Genomic DNA, 22,415 nt, shown 5'->3' on the forward strand with positions numbered 1-22,415 from the left:
ACTCATAGGGTGCGCCATGCGCGCAGCCCGACCCGGAATCGTTGGGCTTCGCTCCGCTCTATACCAACCTACGGCATCGGCAGCCCCGAACGATGGGCAGAGCCTGAGTTCGCACAGACTTTCCCGCCTCCATGAAAAAGCCCGCCAATAGCGGGCTCTTTCGACGGGTGCCAGCCTCAAATGGGGCGGCTGCCGTACTTGCTGTCCGGCTTCTTCGGCGGGTCGGCAACCACATTGGGTTCGACCTCCTGCACCTTGCCACCACGGGCCAGGAATTCTTCCATAGCCCTGGCCAGGGCATCGCGCTCTTTCTGCTTGGCTTCGATGCTGGGCAACTCTTCGACTTCGACCGCAGCCTTCGCCTTCTTCCCGGAGGGGGCAGGGGCCTCGCCATCGTCGTCGCTTTCACCATCATCGGCTGCAGCCAGCTCTTCGCCGTCGTCCTCGTCGGCCGCTTCCAGCTCGTCTTGTTCCAGTTCTTCGTCGCTCATGTTCTACCTCATGCCTTGCCAAAGCAGGTTAGTTATAGCCCAGCTGCGCCAGCTTTCTAACGCTGCCGGAAAAAATTCAGGACGCCTCGCCATGCAAGGTCGCCAACACCCGGCGCACGCCGCCCTGGTCGCGGTGCTCACCCAGGTAGACACCTTGCCAGGTGCCCATCGCCAGTTGCCCGTCTCGGACCGGCAAACTCAGCTGACAACCGAGGAGACTGCCCTTGAAATGCGCGGGCAAGTCGTCCGGCCCTTCATAGTCATGTTCATAGCCGCTTTCGCCCTGCGGCACCAGGCGATTGAAGAATCGCTCGAAATCCCGCCTTACCGCGGGGTCGGCATTCTCGTTCACCGTCAGGGAAGCCGAAGTATGTTGCAGCCAGAGGTGCAACAGACCCAATCGGTAGCGCCTCAGTTCCGGCAACGCCGCCAGGATTTCCTCGGTAATCAGATGGAAACCACGCGGCCTCGGATGCAAGGTGATCAGGGTCTGCTGCCACATGCGCAAATACCTGTTGCGGCTCGTACGGCGGGCATTCTAGCGCGGCCGAAAAAAAAACAAAGGGCGCCTTGCGGCGCCCTTTTTGGCTTTCCTGTCGACGACCCCGCCGGCAACCGCCGAACGGGGAAATCGATCGGATCAGAGGTTGTAGCCGCGCTCGTTGTGCTGAGCCAGGTCGAGGCCGACGGTCTCTTCCTCTTCGTTGACACGCAGGCCCATGACCACGTCCAGCACTTTCAGGATCACGAAGGTCACGATACCGGTGTAGACGACGGTGAAGGCCACACCCTCGAACTGGATGAGCAGCTGGGCGCCGATGTTTTCCACGGTGCCGAAACCACCCAGGGCCGGTGCCGCGAACACGCCAGTCAGCAGTGCGCCAACGATACCGCCGATGCCGTGCACACCGAAAGCGTCCAGGGAGTCGTCGTAGCCCAGCTTGCGCTTCAGGCTGGTAGCGCAGAAGTAGCAGACCACGCCGGCAACCAGACCGATGATCAAGGCGCCCATTGGGCCGACGGTGCCAGCGGCCGGAGTAATGGCAACCAGACCGGCGACCACACCGGAAGCGATACCCAGTGCGCTCGGCTTACCGTGGGTCAGCCACTCGGCGAACATCCAGCCCAGGGCGGCGGCGGCAGTGGCGATCTGGGTAACCAGCATGGCCATGCCAGCCGTGCCATTGGCCGCAACCGCGGAACCAGCGTTGAAACCGAACCAGCCCACCCAGAGCATGGCGGCGCCGAGCAGGGTATAGCCCAGGTTGTGCGGAGCCATCGGAGTAGTCGGGTAGCCTTTGCGCTTGCCCAGTACCAGGCAGGCTACAAGACCTGCGACACCGGCGTTGATGTGCACCACGGTGCCACCGGCGAAGTCCAGCACGCCCCAGTCCCACATCAGGCCGCCGTTGCCGCTCCACACCATGTGGGCGATCGGGGCATAGACCAGGGTGAACCAGACAGCCATGAAGATCAGCATGGCGGAGAACTTCATGCGCTCGGCAAAGGCACCCACGATCAGGGCCGGGGTGATGATGGCAAAGGTCATCTGGAAGGTGATGAACACGCTCTCAGGAATCGCGTACACCAGGCTGCTGGTGTTCAGGCCGCTGAGGAACGCCTTGGACAGGCCGCCCACGAAGGAGTTGAAGTTGATCACCCCCTGTTCCATGCCGGTAGTGTCGAAGGCCAGGCTGTAGCCGTAGACCACCCAAAGGATGCTGATCAGGCCGGTGATGGCGAAGCACTGCATCATCACCGACAGAACGTTCTTGGAGCGAACCATGCCGCCATAGAACAGCGCCAGGCCGGGGATGGTCATGAAAAGCACCAGCGCAGTTGCGACGATCATCCACGCCGTGTCACCACTGTTCAGCACGACCTCGTCGGCGGCCATGGCCAGGCCGGGGGTAACGAGGGACAAAAGGGCTCCTAGCCCTGCGGCTTTACGCAGAGTCATGTTGTTTTCTCCTGGGGCGTTGGGGTTCGGCGGCTTAGATCGCGTCTGTGCCGGTTTCGCCGGTACGGATACGGATGGCCTGTTCCAGATTGACGACGAAGATCTTGCCGTCACCGATCTTGCCGGTGTTGGCTGCCTTGGTAATGGCCTCGATCACACGATCGAGCTGATCGTCGGCGATGGCCACATCGATCTTCACCTTCGGCAGGAAATCGACAACGTACTCGGCGCCACGATAAAGCTCGGTGTGGCCCTTTTGCCGCCCGAAGCCCTTGACCTCGGTGACAGTGATGCCCTGCACGCCGATCTCGGACAACGACTCACGCACGTCGTCGAGCTTGAAAGGCTTGATGATGGCGGTGACTAGCTTCATGAAACTCTCTCCCGTGTTTTGGTTGACTTGCCCCAGGAAAAACGCGAACCCGGCTCAAGTCTAAGCGCAGTGTCTGGCTTTTGTAACGCGTCGGCCCGCCCTGGCTCGGCACTCCGACACAAACCAACCGCTTCTGGCGAAACACTCCCCCGCCTCGCCCGGTGCACCGGAACTGCATCGGTGCATGCGTCGTTCAGCTCCAAGCAGAATTCTTGCCAGCTCCAGACAAAGTGCCTGTTTTCAATCAGATACTGGCCGGATGCCGCATTTCAGAAGGCCCGATCGTGCGCGCATCGCACCAAAGCAGTGCGCAGCGCTCCAGCCCATTGCTCAATAATTGGGCACCGGGCACTGCCGGCACGGCCCCAGAGAGCACCGTGATAGACTCCCGCTCATTCACTTACGGATACCGCCATGCTGCCGCCCAAAGCCCTGCTCGATACCCTCGCCGCCACTGCCTCGCGCCTGTTCAGCAGCGACAGCCCGTTGCCCCGTGCCGAAATCGAGGCCCAGTTCAAGGTCCTGCTCCAGAGCGCCTTCGGCAAACTCGACCTGGTCACCCGCGACGAATTCGACAGCCAGATGGTGGTACTCGCCCGCACCCGCGCGCGCCTGGAGGCCCTGGAAGCCAAGGTCGCGGAACTGGATGCCAAGCTGAACCCGCCGTCGGCGGAGTGATCCCACTCCGGCCCGGCGGACCGATCAAGGAGTGATCAATGTCCCTGGCCATCGTCCACAGTCGCGCGCAGGTTGGCGTCGAAGCCCCTGCCGTGACCGTCGAAGCGCACCTCGCCAACGGCCTGCCGTCCCTGGCCCTGGTTGGCCTTCCGGAAACCGCCGTGAAGGAAAGCAAGGACCGCGTCCGCAGCGCGATCCAGAACAGCGGGTTCGATTTCCCTCCCCGACGCATCACCCTCAACCTCGCTCCGGCAGATCTGCCGAAAGATGGCGGCCGCTTCGACCTCGCCATTGCCCTTGGCGTGCTCGCGGCCAGCGGCCAATTGCCGGCCGGTGCCCTGGATGAGGTGGAATGCCTGGGTGAACTGGCGCTTTCCGGCTCGCTGCGATCTGTGCAGGGTGTACTCCCCGCCGCGCTCGCCGCTCGCGCCGCCGGGCGGACCCTGGTGGTGCCACGGGATAATGCCGAAGAAGCCAGCCTGGCCGGCGGTCTCAAGGTGCTGGCCGCCTCGCACTTGCTGGAGCTGACCGCGCACTTTGCCGGCCATACCCCACTGCCCTTCTACCAGGCCCAGGGCCTGATGGACGAGCGCCCGCCCTACCCCGACCTCGCCGAAGTCCAGGGCCAGGTCGCAGCAAAGCGCGCCCTCCTGGTCGCTGCGGCTGGGTCGCACAACCTGTTGCTTTGCGGGCCGCCCGGCACCGGCAAGACCTTGCTGGCCAGTCGCCTGCCTGGTCTGCTGCCACCGCTGGAAGAGCATGAGGCCCTGGAAGTGGCGGCCATCCACTCGGTTGCCAGCCATGCACCGCTGACGAGCTGGCCGCAACGCCCCTTCCGCCAGCCCCATCACAGCGCCTCCGGTGCCGCGCTGGTAGGTGGTGGTAGTCGGCCGAAGCCGGGCGAAATCACCCTGGCGCATCAGGGCGTGCTGTTCCTCGATGAACTGCCGGAGTTCGAGCGCAAGGTGCTGGAGGTCCTGCGAGAGCCCATGGAAAGCGGTGAGATCGTCATCGCCCGCGCCCATGACAAGCTGCGTTTTCCAGCGCGCTTCCAACTGGTCGCGGCAATGAACCCCTGCCCCTGTGGATATCTCGGCGACCCGGCCGGGCGATGCCGCTGTACCCCGGAGCAGATCCAGCGCTACCGCGCCAAGTTGTCCGGCCCGCTACTTGACCGGATCGACCTGCACCTGACAGTTGCCCGCGAAGCAACCGCCCTGGAGCCACCGACAAGCACGGGGCCCGGCAGCGCGGAAGTTGCCGCGACGGTGGCGCAATCACGCCGCGTGCAACTCCGACGCCAGGGGTGCGCCAACGCCTTCCTCGACCTCAAGGGCCTGCGCCAGCATTGCGCCCTGGAAAGCGAAGACCGCGCCTGGCTGGAAGCAGCCTGCGAACGCCTCAATCTCTCCCTGCGTGCAGCCCATCGCATCCTCAAGGTGGCTCGCACCCTAGCCGATCTGGAGCAGGCCGAAACCATAGCCCGCCATCACCTCGGCGAAGCCCTGCAGTACCGCCCGGAAACCATGACATGAAGCAATAGAAACTATTGCAACTTAGCCAGCGAAAGACTTTTTCTATCGAAATTGCTAGAATTGCGCGCCTTCCGCCCTTGGCGGCCATCCGATTAAAAGGAGAGCTAGCTCAATGGAGGCACGTTCGTCTTCGCAATCCACCCTCAATCCGCCGGTCTTTTTCGGTTCGGCCATCCTCATCATCGCCCTGGTGCTATACAGCACCCTCGCCCGCGATCAGGCGCAAGCGCTGTTCATCCACATCCAGGACTGGATCATCGTCAACGCCAGCTGGTTCTATGTCCTGACGGTCGCCCTGATCCTCATTACCGTCGTCTTCCTGGCCGTCAGCCGCTTGGGGGACATCAAGCTCGGGCCCGACCATAGCCAGCCCGAATACCGCAACGGCACCTGGTTCGCCATGCTGTTCTCCGCCGGCATGGGCATCGGCCTGATGTTCTTCGGCGTCGCCGAACCGCTGATGCACTACGCCAACCCGCCGGTAGGCGACCCCAACACCGTGGCCGCCGCCAGGGAGGCCATGAAGCTGACCTTCTTCCACTGGGGCCTGCATGCCTGGGCGATCTACGCGATCGTCGCGCTGATCCTGGCGTTCTTCTGCTTCCGCCATGACCTGCCCCTGACGCTGCGCTCGGCGCTCTACCCGCTGATTGGCGAGCGCATCTACGGGCCTATCGGCCACGCTGTGGATATCTTCGCCATCATCGGCACCGTATTCGGCGTGGCCACGTCGCTCGGCTATGGCGTGCTGCAGATCAACAGCGGCCTGAACCAGCTGTTCGGCCTGCCCGTGAGCGTGCCAGTGCAGTTGGGGCTGATCGCCGGCACCTGTGCCCTGGCGACGCTGTCAGTGGCCAGCGGCCTGAACAGAGGCATCAAGATCCTCTCCGAGCTCAACCTGGTACTCGCGGTCATCCTGCTGGTCGTGGTGCTGTTGCTGGGCCCCACCGTGTTCCTGTTCAAGACGTTCATCCAGAACACCGGCGGCTACCTGTCCGAGATCGTCAGCAAGACCTTCAATCTCTACGCCTATGAATCCAGCGACTGGATCGGCGGCTGGACCCTGCTCTACTGGGGCTGGTGGCTGTCCTGGTCGCCCTTCGTCGGCCTGTTCATTGCCCGCATTTCCCGCGGGCGCACCATCCGCCAGTTCGTCTGCGGCGTATTGTTCGTGCCGGCCGGCTTCACCCTGCTATGGATGACCGTGTTCGGCGACTCGGCAATCCACATGGTGCTGCACGAGGGTGTTGGCAGCCTCGCGGACACCGTGGCCCAGGACAGTTCGCTGGCGCTCTTCGCCTTCCTCCAGCAGTTCCCGTTCTCCAGCCTGCTCTCCGTGGTGGCGGTGTTGATGGTGGTGGTGTTCTTCGTCACCTCCGCCGACTCTGGCGCCCTGGTGGTCGACATGCTGGCTTCGGGCGGCCGGGAGGTAACGCCGCTCTGGCAGCGCCTGTTCTGGTCGATCCTGATGGGTGTCGTGGCCATGGCATTGCTGGTTGCCGATGGCCTGAAGGCCCTGCAGACCGCGACCATCGCCAGCGCCCTGCCCTTCGCCGTGGTGCTGCTGGCGGCGACCTGGGGCCTGCTCAAGGCGCTGCGCCTGGATGCCACCAAGCGTGGCATTCGCTACCAGGCCCTCAACCTCTCGCGCCCACCCCATCGCCAACAAGGCGGCTGGCAACGGCGCCTGCGCAACATCCTGATGTTCCCGCGCCGCACCCATGTCACCCGCTTCATCGAGGAAGTCGTACGACCCGCCTGCCAGGATGTGTCCGAGGAGCTGCGCAAGCAGGGCTACGACGTGGACATACAGAACGGTCATGACGGGCGCTGCAAGTTGAATGTCGGTCACGGCAGCGAAGTCGATTTCAGCTACGAGGTCCGCCCTCGCGCCCTGCCGCTACCGCGCTTCGCGGGCCGTGATGGCAACGACGAAGGCACTGACGCACGCAAGTACTTCCGCGCCGAGGTGTACCTGCGTGAGGGCGGGCAGGACTACGACGTAATGGGCTGGAGCCGAGAGGAAGTGATCGGCGACTTGCTCGACCAGTACGAGAAGCACCTGCACTTCCTGCACGTCGTGCGCTGAGGGGTGCTCGGCTCATGCCGCTTCCTCTGCCAGCGGGAGGGGAAGCGGGCCCCGCCGTTGGTGGACCTTGGCCCCCTCTCCCATCAGGAGAAGGGCTGCCGGGGAGCCAGCCTGGCCAAGCATCTGGGTTTGGCTTCGCTCTCACCGGCGTGGCCCGCACTAGAGATGGCCGACTAATGACGTGGCTTCCCAAGTCCAGATGAAATACCACTTGTGCGACTGGCCACCTCTATTGAAACAAACAACCCGAAACACTTATTAACATTAATCAGAAAAAACTGTCAGAATCCACATACAAGCATTAGTAATTAACCCCTTCCACTGAACACCAATAGCAATCAACCAATACACAAGCTCCCTGAGACCCCTTCAAGAAAAAACCTACAAGTACAAAAGGTCAATTCGCCAAGACGGCCGGAATTGAGCTTATTGATGCATCTTTTTACTTCCTTAAACTTTGCGAGGCTCTTAAAGAGCACGATCACGAGTCGCCTCAACCAGAATTAAGGAAGCGCTATTTTGTCTATTCCAATTAAAGGCATGCTTGCCACGGCCGTAACCGGCCTCCTGCTCAACTCCGCAGTCGCTGCGGACGGAACCATCAACTTCACCGGCCAACTCACCTCCGCTTCCTGCGCTATCACCGGCGGCCCCGGCACCAGCGTCGGCGGTGGCGGCAAGGGTAACCAGCTCGTCAACGTCGACCTCGGCAAGGTGCCTATCGATTCCCTGGGCGGCAGTGCCGGCGGCGGCGTCACTGCCGGTACCGATATCAACCTGGAGCTGGATTGCGGCAGCACCGGCAGCGGCCTGACCACCGTCATGCTGCGTCTCGACGCGAAATCCGGCTCTGGCATCGACGCCAAGAATCTCAACCTGCTGAAAACCACCGGTAGCGCCACTGGCGTCGGCATCGGTCTCTATAACGACGACGGCAAACTGCTGAACCTTTCCGCCAACGACACCATCGATGCCCCCCTGGTCGCGAGCGGCAGCGCTCCGGTCAAGTACAAAGCCTCACTGTCCATGCGCGCGGCCTACGTGAAATCCAGCGCCGCCGCACCCACACCCGGTAGCGCCAACGGCACCCTGCCGTTCACCCTGACTTACAAGTAAGTCCAGCCATAAGCGGTGGGGTGCTTCCACACCCCTCGCTTCCAGATGCGAGATCAACGTGAAACGACTGACTTCCAGAACCCTCTGGGCCGGCCTGCTGTTGCTGTCTTCCGGCCTGGCCAACGCAGGCATCACATTGAGCGGCACCCGGGTCGTGCTGCAGGCGCCCGCAAAGGAGACTTCGATACTGGTGAGAAACCAGGCACCGGAAGACGTCATGATCCAGTCCTGGATGGAAATTGAAGGCCCCGATGACTCCCAGGACTTGCCGTTCGCCATTACACCCAACCTCAGCCGACTGGGTGCCAACAGGCAACAGAGCTTGCGCATCCTTTTCCAGGGTCAGGGCCTGCCAACGGACCGAGAGTCTGTGTTCCGACTAAGCGTCCAGGAAATCCCGCAGAAATCGGCGAACGACAACACCCTGCAAATTGCCCTGCGCCAGCGCATCAAGGTTTTCTACCGGCCGGCCGGCCTGCCGGGAGCCGCCGCGGATGCCCCTATGGAGCTGAAATGGCGCCTTATCCAGCAAGGCGGAAAACCCAGGATGGAAGTGATCAATAACTCGGCATTCCATGTATCCCTCGCTGATGCGAAGTTAAAGAACGGCAGCAAGTCCTATGACATATCAGTGGACATGGTCAGACCAAGATCGAGTAGCCAGTTCGATATCAAGGAATTGACCGGAGTCACTTCAATCAACGACATGAACATAGAATTCCAGATCGTGAACGACTTCGGCGGCCTCGATAAATACTCCAGCGCCATGAGCAATTGATCGCCCCCCCTGAATCGAGATCAATCAGCCTCGCCTAAAACACTGAAAGCTTATCTCCAGTCGACGCATGGAAGTTATCCAGAGGAACAAACTCGTGTCCATTTCCCGGAAAAGGCCCAACTTGAAGATTTCACCTTATTCCGGGGCGCCCTGTTTCATGGCCCTGAGCTTGGCGCTGCCCAGCACTTCCCCGGCGGTAGAATTCAACCCCGACTTTCTCCAGGGCCGTGACGCCCCTGTCGAACTCAAGTACTTCGAACAGGGCAGCACGGTACGCCCGGGCTCGTACGACGTCGACGTCTACCTGAATCAGTCGATATTCCGCCGTCAGAGCATCAACTTCAGCGCCAACCCCGGGAACGCCGACGTTCGCCCGGTGATTCGGGCCGGCCTGCTCAAAGAGTTGGGCGTGGACGTGGCACGGCTGATGCGGGAGAACCTAATTCCGGCCGATACAGACGACAGCACGCCACTGGATATCGCAGCGCTCGTTCCGGGCGCATCGGTGGAGTTCGAGGTCAACGAACTGGCCCTGCTGATTAGCATGCCGCACGCCTACGTACAGCGGCATTCGCGGGGTTATGTCGATCCGTCCCTCTGGGACGACGGCATCACCGCGCTCTTCACCAACTACCAGGCCAACTTCAGCCGCAACAGCAACCCGGGCCAGACCAGCGACTACCGCTACGTCGGCCTGCGCAACGGTCTGAACCTGCTCGGCTGGCGCTTGCGCAACGAGGCGTCCCTGCGCGGCGGCACCGGCATGCGCAACAAGCTCAGGAGCGACCGCAACTTCCTCGAACGCGATATCCGCCAGTTGAAAGGCACCCTGTCGCTCGGCGAGCTGTACACCCATGGCGACATCTTCGACAGCGTGCGCATGCGCGGCATCCAGCTCAAATCCGACATCGGCATGCTGCCCGACAACGAGATCGGCTACGCGCCGGTGGTGCATGGCATCGCCGAGACCAATGCCACGGTCGAAGTGAGCCAGAACGGCTATGTGGTGTACTCCACCAGCGTTTCGCCGGGCGCCTTCGAGATCACCGACATCTACCCCAACGGCTCCAACGGCGATCTCCAGATCAAGATCATCGAGGCCGACGGGCGGGAAAGAACCTATAGCCAGTCCTACTCCTACCTGCCGGTGATGACCCGCAAGGGCAGCCTGCGCTACAGCGTGGCGGCGGGTGAGTACCATACCGAAGGGCAGTCCTCACCCAGCTTCACCCAGGGCACGGCGGTCTATGGCGCCACCGATAACCTCACCGGTTACGGCGGCCTGCTCGCGACGCAGAAGTACAACGCGGTGAACCTGGGCATAGGCATCAACTCGGGCTACGGCGGGCTGTCATTCGACGTCACCAACAGCCAGTCGAAACCCCAGCGCGGCGGGCGAAAACAGGGTCAGAGCGCGCGTTTCCTCTATTCGAAGACAGTCAGCGCCACCGACACCACCTTCACCATGGTCGGCTACCGCTACTCCACCGATGGCTACCGCACCCTCAGCCAGCACGTGGAGGACATGGACTACGTCAGCGGCGAGCGCGTCGGCCGGCAGAAGAGCCGCTTCGACCTGACCATCAACCAGTCGCTCCAGGCGCGCGGCTCGCTATTCGTCAGCGCGGGCGAAACCAACTATTGGAACCGCCAAGGCAATACCCGCCGCTGGCAGCTCGGCTACAGCGACAGCGTCCGCACCGCCAGCTACAGCCTGGCCGTCTCGCGCACCCAGGAGGCAGGCTCCATGGGGCAGTCCGATACCCAGTTCACCGCATCCGTGAGCTTCCCCCTGGGCCAGGGTAACTCGCATCGTGCCTCTAGCAACGCCGTCTCTTCGCGCCATGGCGACTCCAGCCTGCAGAGCGGCGTATCCGGCTTCCTGGACGACAAGAACACGGTCAACTATTCCGCCCAGGCCGGCTACAGCAAGGACAATAAAGGTTCAGGCAGCTTCGGCCTGGGCTGGGACACGGCCAGGGCCTCGCTCAGCGCCAACTACAGCCTCACGCGGGACAGCAAGCACACGGACCTGGGCGCAAGCGGCTCGGTAGTGCTGCACAGCGGCGGCGTCACCTTCGGCCAGTCGGTAGGCGAAACCTTCGCCCTGGTGGAGGTACCAGACACCAGCGGCATCGGCCTCGACAGCCATGGCGCCATCCGCACCGACAGCCGGGGCTACGCCGTGGTGCCCTATGTCCAACCCTACCGCTACAACTGGCTGAACCTGGACACCACCACCCTGGATACCAGCACCGATATCACCGAAAACGCCCAGAGGGTCGTGCCCACCCGTGGCGCCGTGGTCAAAGGCCGCTTTGCCGCGGTAACCGGCCGCCGCCTGCAGTTCGAGCTGAGCCTGGACACCGGCAAGAAGGTGCCCTTCGGCGCCCAGGCTTTTGACGAAGAAGGCAAGAGTCTGGGCATCGTCGACCACCGCTCGCGCCTGCTGGTGTTCGGCAGCCAGGACAAGGGGCGGCTGGACGTGCGCTGGGAAGGCAATAGCTGTTCGGTCAACTACGATCTGCCCCCCGTGAACAAGGCACTCACCTACGAACGCTTCGCCACGCTGTGCCAGAGCCGTTGAGCCCCCCGCACGGCAAGCGCCATATGCGCCCCCACTCAGCTATCCGGAGTCAATGATGAGTAGATGTACTGACACGCTGTTCTGGGCCAGCATCGCCTTGTCCCTGGGCACCCTACCCTCGACGGCCATGGCAGCTAGATGTCCCGATGGCCCCTACAGGTTCTACATGGCAGGACCGCCGGAAATCACTGTCGACCCGAGCGTCCCCAACAACACTACTTTCTGGACCGGCGATGTTTCTCCGCAACGCGTAGAGCCCCAAAAATGCTTTGTCGCCATCACTAGCATCTATATGGAGGGCACGACCCCATCGACAGGTCATCAGCTCTACGCTTCCGGCATCCCAGGTATCAGCTTCCGCTTGAAGTCCCCATTTGTTTGCTATACCGGCTATTGGCCGGGGCAGTGCAAATCACAGATCTGGAGCGAGAGCGTATACCCTCATCCAATCACACTCGAACTGGTCAAAACAGGCCCGATTACCGGTGGCGGAAAACTCTCCGGGGAGTTTGCCCGTCGGTTCACTGATTATGAGGACGAGGTGATTTACTCATGGTCGGGCAACAGCCTTGAAATCAAGCCCACGACACCCACCTGCAACGCCACGCAAAAGACGCTCGACGTCCCACTTGAGAAGGTCAGCACCTCAATCTTCACAGGAGTCGGTTCAACATCGCCCGAAAAAACGTTTGCCATCACGCTGGAATGCTCCGGTGGTGTGGAAGGCGTGACAACCAACCTGTACATGACGATGACCGACCAGACCGCCCCCGCCAATCGAACGGACCAGTTGAGCCTTGCCCCCAGCTCCACCGCTTCTGGCGTCGCCATCCAAGTGCTCAACGGCACCCAGCCGGTCAGGTACGGCCCGGACTCGAGCGAATCGGGCAACGAGAACCAGTGGCCGGTCCCCAATGGCCAGGGGATCGGCAATCAGAGACTCACCATTCCCCTCTCCGCACGCTTCATCCAGACGCAACCCACCATCGTGCCGGGATTTGCCAACGGCCACGCGACGTTCACCCTGAGTTATCGGTGAGCTTGATGAAGTCGGCGCGCCCCCGGCAGTTGGTTTCGGCCTCGGCAACAAAGGTCGCTTTTCAACAGCCAGCTAGCCCAGCAGCTCCACCTTCGGAAGCTGCATAGCCGCCACCTCCGCCTGCAGAAAATCACGCAAGCGCCGCAGGCGGTCCTGGCCGCTGCGGGCGCGGGGCCAGACCAGGTAGTAGCTATCGCCACTGGCCACCGCCGTGGGCCAGGGCAGGCCGATGCGCCCCCCGGCAACGTCTTCCGCCACCATCACCAGGTCACCGATGGATACGCCATAGCCGCGCGCGGCGGCGACGATGCCCAGCTCCAGTGTGTCGAACACCTGCCCTCCCTTGAGGGAGACCTCCTCCCCCAGCCCCATGCGCTGCAACCAACGACGCCAGTCGCGGCGGTCCGGCGTCGGGTGCAGTAGTTCGGTTCCTTTCAGCCGCGCCAGGTCCCAGGGTTCAGCGACCAGCGATGGCTCGCACACTGGTATCAGCCATTCGCTGAAGAGCAGGGTCACTTCCCAGTCCTGGCTGAAGTGACCGTCGCTGAGCAGCACCGCGCAATCGAACGGCTCATGTTGAAAATCCACCTTGTCCACATCCATCCAGGCACTGGTCAGTTGCACCTCGATGTCGTCATTGAGGTGCCGGAAGCGGCTGATGCGCGACAGCAACCAGCGCATGGTGAGCGTCGAAGGCGCCTTCAGGCGCAGGGTGGCGTCGTCGATCCGCAGCGTGATGCAGGCGCGCTCCAGGGCATCGAAACCATCCCGCAGGCCGGGCAGCAGCATGCGCGCCGGCTCGGTGAGCTGCAGATTGCGCCCCTGGCGCTCGAACAATCGGCAGGCGAAGTGATCTTCCAGCGTGCGGATGTGCCGGCTGACCGCGCTCTGGGTGATGGCCAGCTCCTCGGCAGCGCGGGTAAAGGAAGCGTGACGGGCGGCAGCCTCGAAGGCGCGCAGGGCGTAGAGCGGGGGCAGGCGGCGCGACATATGCCTTTACCTATGAGTCAAAGTCATGGATGGCATCATTTTTTTCCTTTTGTGCTGCAGGTTCAAGGCTCGGAGAATTGCTGAATCCAAAGCTGGCCAAGGGAATTGGCCGGCCCTCCGAGACAGTGAGCCTTACTCATGCCGCAGAGCATACGCAATGAACTGGTCGCCATACTGCGCCTGGCCGGACCGCTGATCGCGGCCCAACTGGCCCATGTGGTGATGGTGTTCACCGACACCGTGATGATGGGCCTGATCGGCCCCGAAGCCCTGGCCGGTGGTGGCCTGGGTGCTGCCAGCTACTCCTTCGTGTCGATTTTTTGTGTCGGCGTGATTGCCGCCGTGGGTAATCTGGTCGCCATCCGCCACGGCGCCGACGACAAAGTCGGCGCTACCCGCTTGACCCAGAGCGGCCTCTGGCTGGCCTTCGCCATGGCCCTGGGCGCGGGCCTGCTGCTGTGGAATCTCAAGCCTATCCTGCTCGCCTTCGGCCAGGCGCCAGAAAGCGTGGAAGGCGCCATGCAGTTCCTTTCCACGCTGGTCTTCGCCCTGCCCGGCTATCTCGGCTTCATGGCCCTGCGCGGTTTCACCAGCGCCATCGGCCGACCCGGACCGGTCATGGCCATCAGCATTGGTGGGGCGCTGACCAACTTCCTCCTCAACTACGCGCTGATCCACGGTATGTTCGGCCTGCCGCAAATGGGCCTCGCGGGCATTGGCCTGGTGACTGCCGTGGTGATGAATGCGATGGCGTTGTTGCTCGCCTGGCATATCGTGCGCAACCCGGCCTATTCGGCCTATCCGCTGCTCAAGGGTCTGCAACGGCCATCCCGCGAGGCGCTGGCCGAACTGGTGCGCCTGGGCCTGCCCATCGGCGGCACCTATGCGGTGGAGTCCGGCCTGTTCGCCTTCGCCGCCCTGTGCATGGGCGCCCTGGGCAGCACTCAGTTGGCGGCGCACCAAATCGCCATCCAGTCGGTGTACGTGGCCTTCATGGTTCCGGTGGGGATTTCCTACGCGGTGACCTTCCGCATCGGCCAGCATTTTGGTGCTGGTCGGCTTGAGGAAGCGCGCCGCGCCGGGCGCCTGGGTATCGGTTTCGGCGCCGGCTGCATGCTCGCCTTCGCGGTGCTGTTCTGGGTCGCGCCGGAGCTGGTAGTGGGCCTGTTCCTCGACCGCCATGCCCCGGAGTTCCACGGCATCGTGCAACTGGCGGTGAGCCTGCTGGCGGTGGCGGCCTGGTTCGAGCTGTTCGACGGCATCCAGACCATCGCCATGGGCGCCATTCGTGGCCTCAAGGACGCCAAGACCACTTTCCTGGTCGGCCTTGGCTGCTACTGGCTGGTGGGCGCTCCGACAGCCTGGCTGCTGGCCTTCCCCCTGGGCTGGGGCGCGACCGGAGTCTGGTGGGGTCTCGCGCTGGGGCTGGCGTGCGCAGCGCTGGGGCTGACGCTGGGTTTCGAATGGAAAACTGCGCGGCTGTTGCAGCCAGAGCCTGTGGGGGCGAATTCATTCGCCAGGGGCGGCGAAGCTGCCCTCGTGCAAACCTGCGACCCGCTTGGCGATTGATATCGCCCCTGCAAGGTCGGCGCGCAGCTGGCTCAGGGTTCCTGGCGGGCAATCAGCGCCTGGCGCGCGCCGAACACCAGGAATCGCGCCAGCTCGGCCAGTGGCAGTGGTCGACTGATCCAGTAGCCCTGGACCTGATTGCAGCCGAACTGGCGCAACAGCGATAGCTGCTCGGCGTTTTCCACACCCTCGGCCACCACTTCCAACTTGAGGTTCTGCGCCAGGTTGATCATGGCTTTCACCAATTGGCGGTTCTCGGGGCGGTCATGCATGCCGCCAACGAAGCTTTTGTCGATCTTCAGCAGCGCAATGGGCAGGCTATTGAGGTGAACGAAGGACGAGAAGCCGGTACCGAAGTCGTCGAGGGAGAAACGCACACCCAGATGCCCCAATGCATCCATGGTCTGACGCACCTGCTCGCTGCGGCGCATCACCGCCGTTTCGGTCAGTTCGAACTCCAGCCAGCGCGCATCGACCCCGCGTTCGCGGATCAGCCGGCTTAGCGTGGATAGCAATTGGCTGTCCTGGAACTGGCGGAACGACAGGTTCACCGCCATGTGCAACGGCGGCAGCCCTCGCCCCCGCAGCCACTGCATGTCGCGCAGGGCGCGGGAGATCACCCAGTAGCCCAATGGCACGATCAGGCCACTTTCCTCAGCCAACGGTACGAATTCGTTGGGCGTAAGCAGGCCGCGCTCGTTGTGGCGCCAGCGCACGAGAGCCTCCAGCCCAAGGATGTTGCCGGTCTCCAGGCACAGTCGCGGCTGGTAGTGCAGTTCCAGTTCGTCCCGGCGTAACGCACGGCGCAGTTCGCTCTCCAGATCGGCGCGACTGCGGGCACTGCGATTGATGCGCTCATCGAAGACATGGAAGGTGCAACCCTGGCTGGCCTTGGCCTGTTGCATGGCGATGTGGGCATGCCACATCAACGGATCGGCACCCTCGCTGGTACTGGCGTAGGCCAGCCCCAGGCTGCAGCCCAGCAGCAGGCTCTCGCCGTCTACTTGGTAGGGCTCGGCCAGAGCCTCGGCGATACGTTCAGCGACCCGCACCGCACGCGCTGGATCGCGTCGGGTATCCAGCAGCAGACCGAACTCGTCACTGCCCAGGCGCGCCAGCTGGTCACCGGCGCGCAATTGCGCCCTGAGCCGCGCCACCACCTGGAGGATCAGGCGATCACCGGCCTGGTAGCCGAGGGCGTCGTTGGCATGGCGGAAGTTGTCCAGGTCCAGGTGGCCGAGGGCCAGGCCACGCCCTTCGTATTCCACCAGGCGCGCGGCCAGTAGGGTCTGGAAGCCCTGGCGGTTGGCGATTCCGGTGAGCGGGTCCTGCTCGGCCAGACGTTCCAGGGCGTGCTGCAGGTTCCGCCGCTCACGGATGTGCCGCAGCGTGCGGCGCAACGTGTCTGGGCCCAGGTGCTCGCGAACCAGCCAGTCGCTGACTCCCTGGGGGGCTTCGGCGGGCTCTTCTTCCAGCAGCAGGATGATCGGCAGTGAGCAGCGCCCGGCCGAAGGCAGCAGGCGCGGGGTACAGAGCACCAGGGCGCAATCGAGTTCGTCGGCCAGGCTGCTTGCCACGTCCCAGGAGGTGGCGGTGATCAGGGAGGATGCGCTGCCCATCGCGGCCATGAGTTCGCGAAGCAATTCAGCCCAGGCCGGCGATTCCGCCAGCAGGAGCATGCGCAGGGGCTCGACGAGCGCGGACAAATGACCTCCCCGGGGTCACAGATTCTTCGGCGCTTTCGCGCCAGGCTGCGCCATTTCGGCGTCGCTCTTACCACGCATCCCTGCGCGGACTTCACCAATTCGCCGATGAAGACAGCAACATCGTACTGGCTGCGTGGAAATTTCCAAGGGCAACTCACCAGCAATCGAGGTTGCATCACAGTTGCCCAGAGGTACTTCGGTACAACCCGGCCGGCCTGATAGAATGCGCGGCCATTCGCCTTGATCCAGCCCCAGCATGTCCCGACTCAACCCTCGGCAACAGGAAGCCGTGAACTACGTCGGTGGTCCGCTTTTGGTGCTCGCCGGCGCCGGCTCCGGCAAGACCAGCGTGATCACCCGCAAGATCGCCTACCTGGTGCAGCAGTGCGGAATCCGCGCGCAATACATCGTCGCGGTGACCTTCACCAACAAGGCGGCGCGCGAAATGAAAGAGCGCGTCAGCACACTACTGCGCGGCGGCGAAGGCAAGGGCCTGACGGTCTCCACCTTCCACAACCTCGGCCTGAACATCATCCGCAAGGAGCACGCGCGCCTGGGCTTCAAGCCCGGGTTCTCGATCTTCGACGAGTCGGACATCAAGGCGCTGCTGACTGACATCATGCAGAAGGAATATGCCGGGGATGATGGCGTCGACGAGATCAAGGGCTACATCGGCAACTGGAAGAACGACCTGATCCTGCCGGAGGAGGCGCTGGCCAAGGCGCGCAACCCGAAGGAGCAGACCGCTGCCGTCGTCTACCTGCACTACCAGCGCACGCTCAAGGCGTACAACGCGGTGGACTTCGACGACCTGATCCTGATGCCGGTGAAGCTGTTCCAGGACAATCCCGACATCCTGGAAAAGTGGCAGAACCGTGTGCGCTACATGCTGGTGGACGAGTACCAGGACACCAACGCCAGCCAGTACCTGCTGGTGAAACTGCTGGTGCAGCATCGCGCCCAGTTCACCGTGGTCGGCGACGATGACCAGTCGATCTACGCCTGGCGTGGTGCGCGGCCGGAAAACCTGATGCAGCTGAAGGAAGACTTCCCGTCGCTGAAGGTGGTGATGCTGGAGCAGAACTATCGCTCCACCAGCCGCATCCTCAAATGCGCGAACATCCTCATCGCCAACAACCCCCACGTGTTCGAGAAGCAGCTGTGGAGCGAAATGGGCGTGGGCGATCCGATCCGGGTGATCCGCTGCCGCAACGAGGATGCCGAGGCCGAGCGCATCGCCATGGAAATCCTCACCCTGCACCTGCGCACCCAGCGGCCCTACAGCGAGTTCGCCATCCTCTACCGGGGCAACCACCAGGCCAAGCTGATGGAGCTCAAGCTCCAGCACCACCAGATTCCCTACCGGCTGTCCGGTGGCACCAGCTTCTTCGGTCGCCAGGAAGTGAAGGATCTGATGTCCTACTTCCGCCTGTTGGTGAACCCGGACGACGACAACGCCTTCCTCCGGGTGATCAACGTACCGCGCCGGGAAATTGGCTCCACGACCCTGGAGAAGCTCGGCAACTACGCCACCGAGCGCGGCGTGTCGATGTTCGCCGCGTGCGACGAGATGGGCCTGTCCGAGCACCTCGACAGCCGCTTCACCGAGCGCCTGCAGCGCTTCAAGCGTTTCATCGACGGCGTGCGCCAGCAATGCGCGCAGAACGATCCCATCGCCGCCTTGCGCAGCATGGTGATGGACATCGACTACGAAAACTGGATCCGCCAGAACGCCTCCAGCGACAAGATCGCCGACTTCCGCATGGGCAACGTCTGGTTCCTCGTCGATGCCCTGAAGAACACTCTGGAGCGCGATGAAGAAGGCGGCATGACCATCGAGGAAGCCATCGCCAAACTGGTGCTGCGCGACATGCTCGAGCGTCAGCAGGAGGAAGAAGAAGGTGCCGACGGTGTGCAGATGATGACCCTGCATGCCTCCAAGGGCCTGGAGTTCCCCTACGTTTTCATCATGGGCGTGGAAGAGGACATCCTCCCCCACCGCTCCAGCATCGAAGCGGACACCATCGAAGAAGAACGCCGCCTGGCCTACGTGGGCATCACCCGCGCGCGGCAGAACCTGGCCATGACCTTCGCCGCCAAGCGCAAGCAGTACGGCGAGATCATCGATTGCTCCCCCAGCCGCTTCCTGGAAGAACTGCCCCAGGAAGACCTGGAATGGGAAGGCATGGACGACGCACCAGTGGAGGTGAAGGCCGCGCGCGGCAACACAGCCCTGTCCGACATCCGTGCCATGCTGAAGAAGTCGTAATCAATATCCCGGCGCAGACCGGGCCATACATGAGGGTACTGGCGTGGAAGCGCTGAAACAGAAGATTCGTGAAGAAGGCATTGTCCTGTCCGACCAGGTACTGAAGGTCGACGCCTTCCTCAACCACCAGATTGATCCGCGCCTGATGCAGCAGGTCGGCCATGAGTTCGCCGAGCGGTTCCGCGGCCAGGGCGTCACCAAGATCGTCACCATCGAGGCCTCCGGCATCGCGCCAGCGGTGATGGCTGGCCTGGAACTGGGCGTGCCGGTGATCTTTGCCCGCAAGTTCCAGTCGCTGACCCTGAAGAACGATCTGCTGATCTCCAAGGTGTTCTCTTTCACCAAGCAGACCGAGAGCACCATCGCCATCTCGGCCAAGCACCTGACCTCCGCAGACAACGTGCTGGTGATCGACGACTTCCTCGCCAACGGCCACGCCGCCAAGGCTCTGATCGACCTGATCCAGCAGGCCGGCGCCAACGTCGCCGGGCTCGGCATCGTGATCGAGAAGTCCTTCCAGGAAGGCCGCGCACTGCTGGAAAGCGAAGGCTATCGGATCGAGTCCCTCGCACGCGTCGCATCGCTTGCCGACGGCCAGGTCGCCTTCCTCGACTGACCCGCGATCGGCTCGCCATGTTGTGGGGCGAATTCATTCGCCAAGCAGGACTACGTGCTGCCGAAGGCTGGGTTCCGCCTTGCTCTACCCAACCGACGGGACTGAGTTCGGCCGGCCCCGCGGAATGAATCCGCCACCCACAGCGGGAAGACCAGTAGCTGCGACAACAGGTCGCAGCGAGCAGACATGAAAAAGCCGCCCTTGGGCGGCTTTTTCATTGATGTCGGCGCTGTTACAGGCCGGACATCTTCTTGATGGCGCCTTTCAGCTCATCATCGGTGCAGTCAGCGCAGGTGCCTTTCGGCGGCATGCTGTTGATGCCGGTGATGGCCTTGGCCAGGATGCCGTCGAGACCGCCCTGGTGGTCAGCACGCTCTTTCCAGGCAGCGGTATCACCGATCTTCGGTGCGCCTAGCACGCCAGCGGTGTGGCAAGCGCCACAGTGCTTGGCAATGATGTCGTCCGGCGTACGCGCACCGCCGCCAGCAGCGGCTGCTACGGCGCCAACGCCCTTGCATTCCTGACCCTGTACGCAGACCTCGCCTACCGGCTTGATTCGCTCGGCAATGGCGTCGTCGGTCGCGGCCTGGGCGCTAACAGCCCACAGGGCCAATACGGCAGCATGGGCCGCCAGCATCTTCTTGATTAGGTTCACCCTTACACCCTCATCGTGGCTAGTATCGCCCGCGGCCACGGTTTCGCGAGCGGGCGGAAGTATATACGGTTAGTCCGCCGCGCTGAAACAACCCAACTTGTCGCAGGGAAATGTGCGTGGCGGTAATCGAATTCAGAAGTTCGCCGGGGTGGTCGCGCTGATCAGGCGTGCCGGGGCATCGAACGGGTTGCGGAAGCGGTGCGGTTTGCTGCTTTCGAAGTAATAGCTGTCGCCAGGCTCGAGAACGTACACCTCACTGCCGATGGTCAGTTCCAAGCGGCCTTCCACGAGCATGCCGGCCTCTTCTCCTTCATGGGCGTACATCTCATCGCCCGTGTCGGAACCTGGCGGATAGGTCTCGTCGAGGAACGCCAGGGCGCGGCTTGGGTGGGCCTTGCCCACCAGCTTCATGGTGATGGCACCGCTGCAGATATCGGTGAGTTCGGATGCCCGATAAACCACCTGGACCTGGTTTTCCTGCTCAAGATCGAGGGAGAAGAACTCCACCAGCGACATGGGAATACCCCCCAGCACCTTCTTCAGCGAACTGATGGAAGGGCTGACACTGTTCTTCTCGATCATGGAAATCGTGCTGTTGGTGACACCCGCGCGCTTGGCGAGCTCACGCTGGGACAGGCCTTTCAGCTTACGGATGGCTTGCAGTCGAACGCCGACGTCCAATGGCGGGATCCTCCTTGGGGATCAGGGGTAGTCACGGTCGCCGTATCATGGCAACAGCGTTCAGTATTTACAACACTTCGGCTGTTGATCCGGGACGAACTTTACCCTCCCCAGGTGAGCACTGGAGAACGTCGGGAAAATAACAGGTAATGTCGGCGAAATGATCAATATACCGATCAGTTCGCCGTGAAATTGAAATCAGCTGTAGACGAGCGGCACCCGGCGCAGGTTGCAGAATATCTGGTAGGGAATGGTGCCGGCGTGCGCGGCCACTTCACTGGCCAGAACCTCATTGCCCCAGAGTTCGACGCGGCTGCCCAGGCCTGCATCGGGCAGATCGGTGAGGTCAACCGTGAGCATGTCCATAGAGACCCGGCCAATCAGACGGCTCGGCCGTCCATCGATGCTCACCGGGGTGCCGGTGGGCGCATGGCGCGGATAGCCATCGGCGTATCCCATAGCGACCACACCGACACGAGTCGGGCGCTCGGTGACGAACTTGGCGCCGTAGCCAACCGGCTGGCCCGCAGGCAGCTCGCGCACACTGATGATCTTCGACTCAAGGGTCATCACCGGCTTCAGGCGCTCCGCCAGTGAATTGGGCTGCTCAAAGGGCGTCGCACCGTAGAGCATGATCCCAGGTCGCACCCAATCACTTGGGACTTGCGGCCAGCCCAGCACAGCCGGGGAGTTTCGGAGGCTGACTTCGGCCTCGAGCCCGGCGCGGGCCTGCTCGAAAACGGCCACCTGCTTAACGCTGCTGGTGCAATCCAGTTCATCGGCGCGGGCGAAGTGACTCATCAATACGATCTTCTCGACCTTCCCACTCGCCTGCAGGCGCTGCCAGGCATCACGGTACTCGGCCGGGTGCAGGCCAACGCGGTGCATGCCCGAATCCAGCTTGAGCCAAACGGTCAGCGACTTGTGCAGGTTGGTGCGTTCGATCGCCTCCAACTGCCAGCTGGAGTGCACCACGGTCCAGAAGTCGTGCTCCTGGATCAGCTCCAGTTCATCAGCTTCGAAGAAACCTTCCAGCAGCAGGATCGGCTTGCGGATGCCGGCCGCGCGCAGTTGCAGCGCCTCCTCGATACAGGCCACCGCGAAACCGTTGGCCTCGGATTCCAGCGCCTGGGCGCAGCGCACCGCGCCATGACCATAAGCATCAGCCTTGACCACGGCGAGCGCCTTGGCGCCGCTGACTTCGCGGGCCAGGCGGTAGTTATGACGCAGGGCTTCAAGATCGATCAGGGCACGGGCGGGACGCATGGCGAGGGCTTCTTCTA

19 protein-coding genes are annotated in these 22,415 nt (G+C 62.7%); 10 read left to right on the forward strand and 9 right to left on the reverse strand.

Translation table 11 applies throughout. The features are described 5' to 3' along the window. Positions 1-176: 176 nt before the first annotated feature. The 4 genes from sutA to glnK all read right to left on the reverse strand — a co-directional run bounded on the left by sutA (position 177) and on the right by glnK (position 2,824). The gene (gene sutA / locus SA496_RS25150) at positions 177-491 is read right to left on the reverse strand and encodes a transcriptional regulator SutA (protein WP_120653967.1); all 315 of its coding nucleotides are present in this window, start codon (positions 489-491) and stop codon (positions 177-179) included. A 76-nt stretch (positions 492-567) separates the two neighbouring features. Further along, positions 568-993, reverse strand: a complete 426-nt coding sequence (locus tag SA496_RS25155) for a secondary thiamine-phosphate synthase enzyme YjbQ (RefSeq protein WP_120653966.1) — start codon at positions 991-993, stop codon at positions 568-570. Positions 994-1,131: 138 nt separating this feature from the next. After that, a complete protein-coding gene (locus SA496_RS25160; RefSeq protein ID WP_120653965.1) occupies positions 1,132-2,451 on the reverse strand; it encodes an ammonium transporter in 1,320 nt (439 codons plus the stop codon). A 34-nt stretch (positions 2,452-2,485) separates the two neighbouring features. Beyond that, positions 2,486-2,824: a P-II family nitrogen regulator gene (gene glnK, locus SA496_RS25165; RefSeq protein WP_003457590.1), complete on the reverse strand. Its 339-nt coding sequence runs from the start codon at positions 2,822-2,824 to the stop codon at positions 2,486-2,488. Positions 2,825-3,238: 414 nt separating this feature from the next. Here glnK and SA496_RS25170 point away from each other — a divergent pair, with 414 nt between their 5' ends. The 7 genes from SA496_RS25170 (at position 3,239) to SA496_RS25200 (ending at position 12,646) form a co-directional block, all read left to right on the forward strand. Then, entirely contained in the window at positions 3,239-3,502 is a 264-nt protein-coding gene (locus SA496_RS25170; RefSeq protein WP_120653964.1) for an accessory factor UbiK family protein, read from the forward strand. Between the two features lie 38 nt (positions 3,503-3,540). Next, positions 3,541-5,037 (forward strand): YifB family Mg chelatase-like AAA ATPase, encoded by a 1,497-nt coding sequence (locus tag SA496_RS25175; RefSeq protein WP_153919077.1) that lies wholly within the window; start codon positions 3,541-3,543, stop codon positions 5,035-5,037. Positions 5,038-5,149: 112 nt separating this feature from the next. Further along, positions 5,150-7,126: a BCCT family transporter gene (locus tag SA496_RS25180; RefSeq protein WP_153919080.1), complete on the forward strand. Its 1,977-nt coding sequence runs from the start codon at positions 5,150-5,152 to the stop codon at positions 7,124-7,126. Positions 7,127-7,645: 519 nt separating this feature from the next. After that, a complete protein-coding gene (locus SA496_RS25185) occupies positions 7,646-8,242 on the forward strand; it encodes a fimbrial protein (RefSeq protein ID WP_120653961.1) in 597 nt (198 codons plus the stop codon). A 67-nt stretch (positions 8,243-8,309) separates the two neighbouring features. Beyond that, a complete protein-coding gene (locus SA496_RS25190) occupies positions 8,310-9,020 on the forward strand; it encodes a fimbrial biogenesis chaperone (protein WP_371924426.1) in 711 nt (236 codons plus the stop codon). A gap of 94 nt (positions 9,021-9,114) precedes the next feature. Continuing rightward, on the forward strand, positions 9,115-11,607 hold the full coding sequence (locus SA496_RS25195) for a fimbria/pilus outer membrane usher protein (protein ID WP_330114660.1): 2,493 nt from the start codon (positions 9,115-9,117) through the stop codon (positions 11,605-11,607). Positions 11,608-11,662: 55 nt separating this feature from the next. Next, positions 11,663-12,646 carry a fimbrial protein gene (locus tag SA496_RS25200; RefSeq protein ID WP_162945860.1) on the forward strand — a complete coding sequence of 328 codons (984 nt, stop codon included), beginning with the start codon at positions 11,663-11,665 and terminating at the stop codon, positions 12,644-12,646. A 72-nt stretch (positions 12,647-12,718) separates the two neighbouring features. Here the strand turns inward: SA496_RS25200 and SA496_RS25205 are convergent, their stop codons facing one another. Beyond that, on the reverse strand, positions 12,719-13,636 hold the full coding sequence (locus SA496_RS25205; RefSeq protein WP_120653957.1) for a LysR substrate-binding domain-containing protein: 918 nt from the start codon (positions 13,634-13,636) through the stop codon (positions 12,719-12,721). 138 nt (positions 13,637-13,774) lie between these two features. Between SA496_RS25205 and SA496_RS25210 the strand changes: the two genes are divergently transcribed. Beyond that, entirely contained in the window at positions 13,775-15,205 is a 1,431-nt protein-coding gene (locus SA496_RS25210; protein WP_120653956.1) for a NorM family multidrug efflux MATE transporter, read from the forward strand. A gap of 32 nt (positions 15,206-15,237) precedes the next feature. On the opposite strand, the gene SA496_RS25215 is transcribed toward SA496_RS25210, so the two are convergent. Beyond that, on the reverse strand, positions 15,238-16,911 hold the full coding sequence (locus SA496_RS25215) for a putative bifunctional diguanylate cyclase/phosphodiesterase (protein WP_120653955.1): 1,674 nt from the start codon (positions 16,909-16,911) through the stop codon (positions 15,238-15,240). A gap of 256 nt (positions 16,912-17,167) precedes the next feature. On the opposite strand from SA496_RS25215, the gene rep reads away from it, so the two are divergent. Then, positions 17,168-19,180, forward strand: a complete 2,013-nt coding sequence (rep, locus tag SA496_RS25220) for a DNA helicase Rep (RefSeq protein WP_330114661.1) — start codon at positions 17,168-17,170, stop codon at positions 19,178-19,180. A gap of 43 nt (positions 19,181-19,223) precedes the next feature. Then, positions 19,224-19,796, forward strand: a complete 573-nt coding sequence (locus SA496_RS25225; protein ID WP_120653953.1) for a xanthine phosphoribosyltransferase — start codon at positions 19,224-19,226, stop codon at positions 19,794-19,796. Positions 19,797-20,028: 232 nt separating this feature from the next. On the opposite strand, the gene SA496_RS25230 is transcribed toward SA496_RS25225, so the two are convergent. The 3 genes from SA496_RS25230 to alr form a co-directional block, all read right to left on the reverse strand. After that, positions 20,029-20,451, reverse strand: a complete 423-nt coding sequence (locus SA496_RS25230) for a c-type cytochrome (RefSeq protein ID WP_069086241.1) — start codon at positions 20,449-20,451, stop codon at positions 20,029-20,031. Positions 20,452-20,583: 132 nt separating this feature from the next. After that, positions 20,584-21,132, reverse strand: coding sequence for a cupin domain-containing protein (locus SA496_RS25235; RefSeq protein ID WP_120653952.1), 549 nt, complete (start codon positions 21,130-21,132; stop codon positions 20,584-20,586). A 198-nt stretch (positions 21,133-21,330) separates the two neighbouring features. Next, positions 21,331-22,398: an alanine racemase gene (gene alr / locus SA496_RS25240; protein WP_330114662.1), complete on the reverse strand. Its 1,068-nt coding sequence runs from the start codon at positions 22,396-22,398 to the stop codon at positions 21,331-21,333. Positions 22,399-22,415 lie beyond the last annotated feature (17 nt).

The organism is Pseudomonas sp. JS3066, from assembly GCF_036328175.1.
Taxonomy (GTDB): Bacteria; Pseudomonadota; Gammaproteobacteria; order Pseudomonadales; family Pseudomonadaceae; genus Metapseudomonas.

What these genes read in the sequence shown, in the direction of transcription:
- SA496_RS25170 (WP_120653964.1), top strand. Translation starts at nt 3,239, where the DNA reads ATGCTGCCGCCCAAAGCCCTGCTCGATACCCTCGCCGCCACTGCCTCG.
- alr (WP_330114662.1), bottom strand. Translation starts at nt 22,398, where the DNA reads ATGCGTCCCGCCCGTGCCCTGATCGATCTTGAAGCCCTGCGTCATAAC.
- SA496_RS25160 (WP_120653965.1), bottom strand. Translation starts at nt 2,451, where the DNA reads ATGACTCTGCGTAAAGCCGCAGGGCTAGGAGCCCTTTTGTCCCTCGTT.
- SA496_RS25180 (WP_153919080.1), top strand. Translation starts at nt 5,150, where the DNA reads ATGGAGGCACGTTCGTCTTCGCAATCCACCCTCAATCCGCCGGTCTTT.
- SA496_RS25175 (WP_153919077.1), top strand. Translation starts at nt 3,541, where the DNA reads ATGTCCCTGGCCATCGTCCACAGTCGCGCGCAGGTTGGCGTCGAAGCC.
- SA496_RS25205 (WP_120653957.1), bottom strand. Translation starts at nt 13,636, where the DNA reads ATGTCGCGCCGCCTGCCCCCGCTCTACGCCCTGCGCGCCTTCGAGGCT.
- SA496_RS25200 (WP_162945860.1), top strand. Translation starts at nt 11,663, where the DNA reads ATGAGTAGATGTACTGACACGCTGTTCTGGGCCAGCATCGCCTTGTCC.
- glnK (WP_003457590.1), bottom strand. Translation starts at nt 2,824, where the DNA reads ATGAAGCTAGTCACCGCCATCATCAAGCCTTTCAAGCTCGACGACGTG.
- rep (WP_330114661.1), top strand. Translation starts at nt 17,168, where the DNA reads ATGTCCCGACTCAACCCTCGGCAACAGGAAGCCGTGAACTACGTCGGT.
- SA496_RS25155 (WP_120653966.1), bottom strand. Translation starts at nt 993, where the DNA reads ATGTGGCAGCAGACCCTGATCACCTTGCATCCGAGGCCGCGTGGTTTC.
- sutA (WP_120653967.1), bottom strand. Translation starts at nt 491, where the DNA reads ATGAGCGACGAAGAACTGGAACAAGACGAGCTGGAAGCGGCCGACGAG.
- SA496_RS25210 (WP_120653956.1), top strand. Translation starts at nt 13,775, where the DNA reads ATGCCGCAGAGCATACGCAATGAACTGGTCGCCATACTGCGCCTGGCC.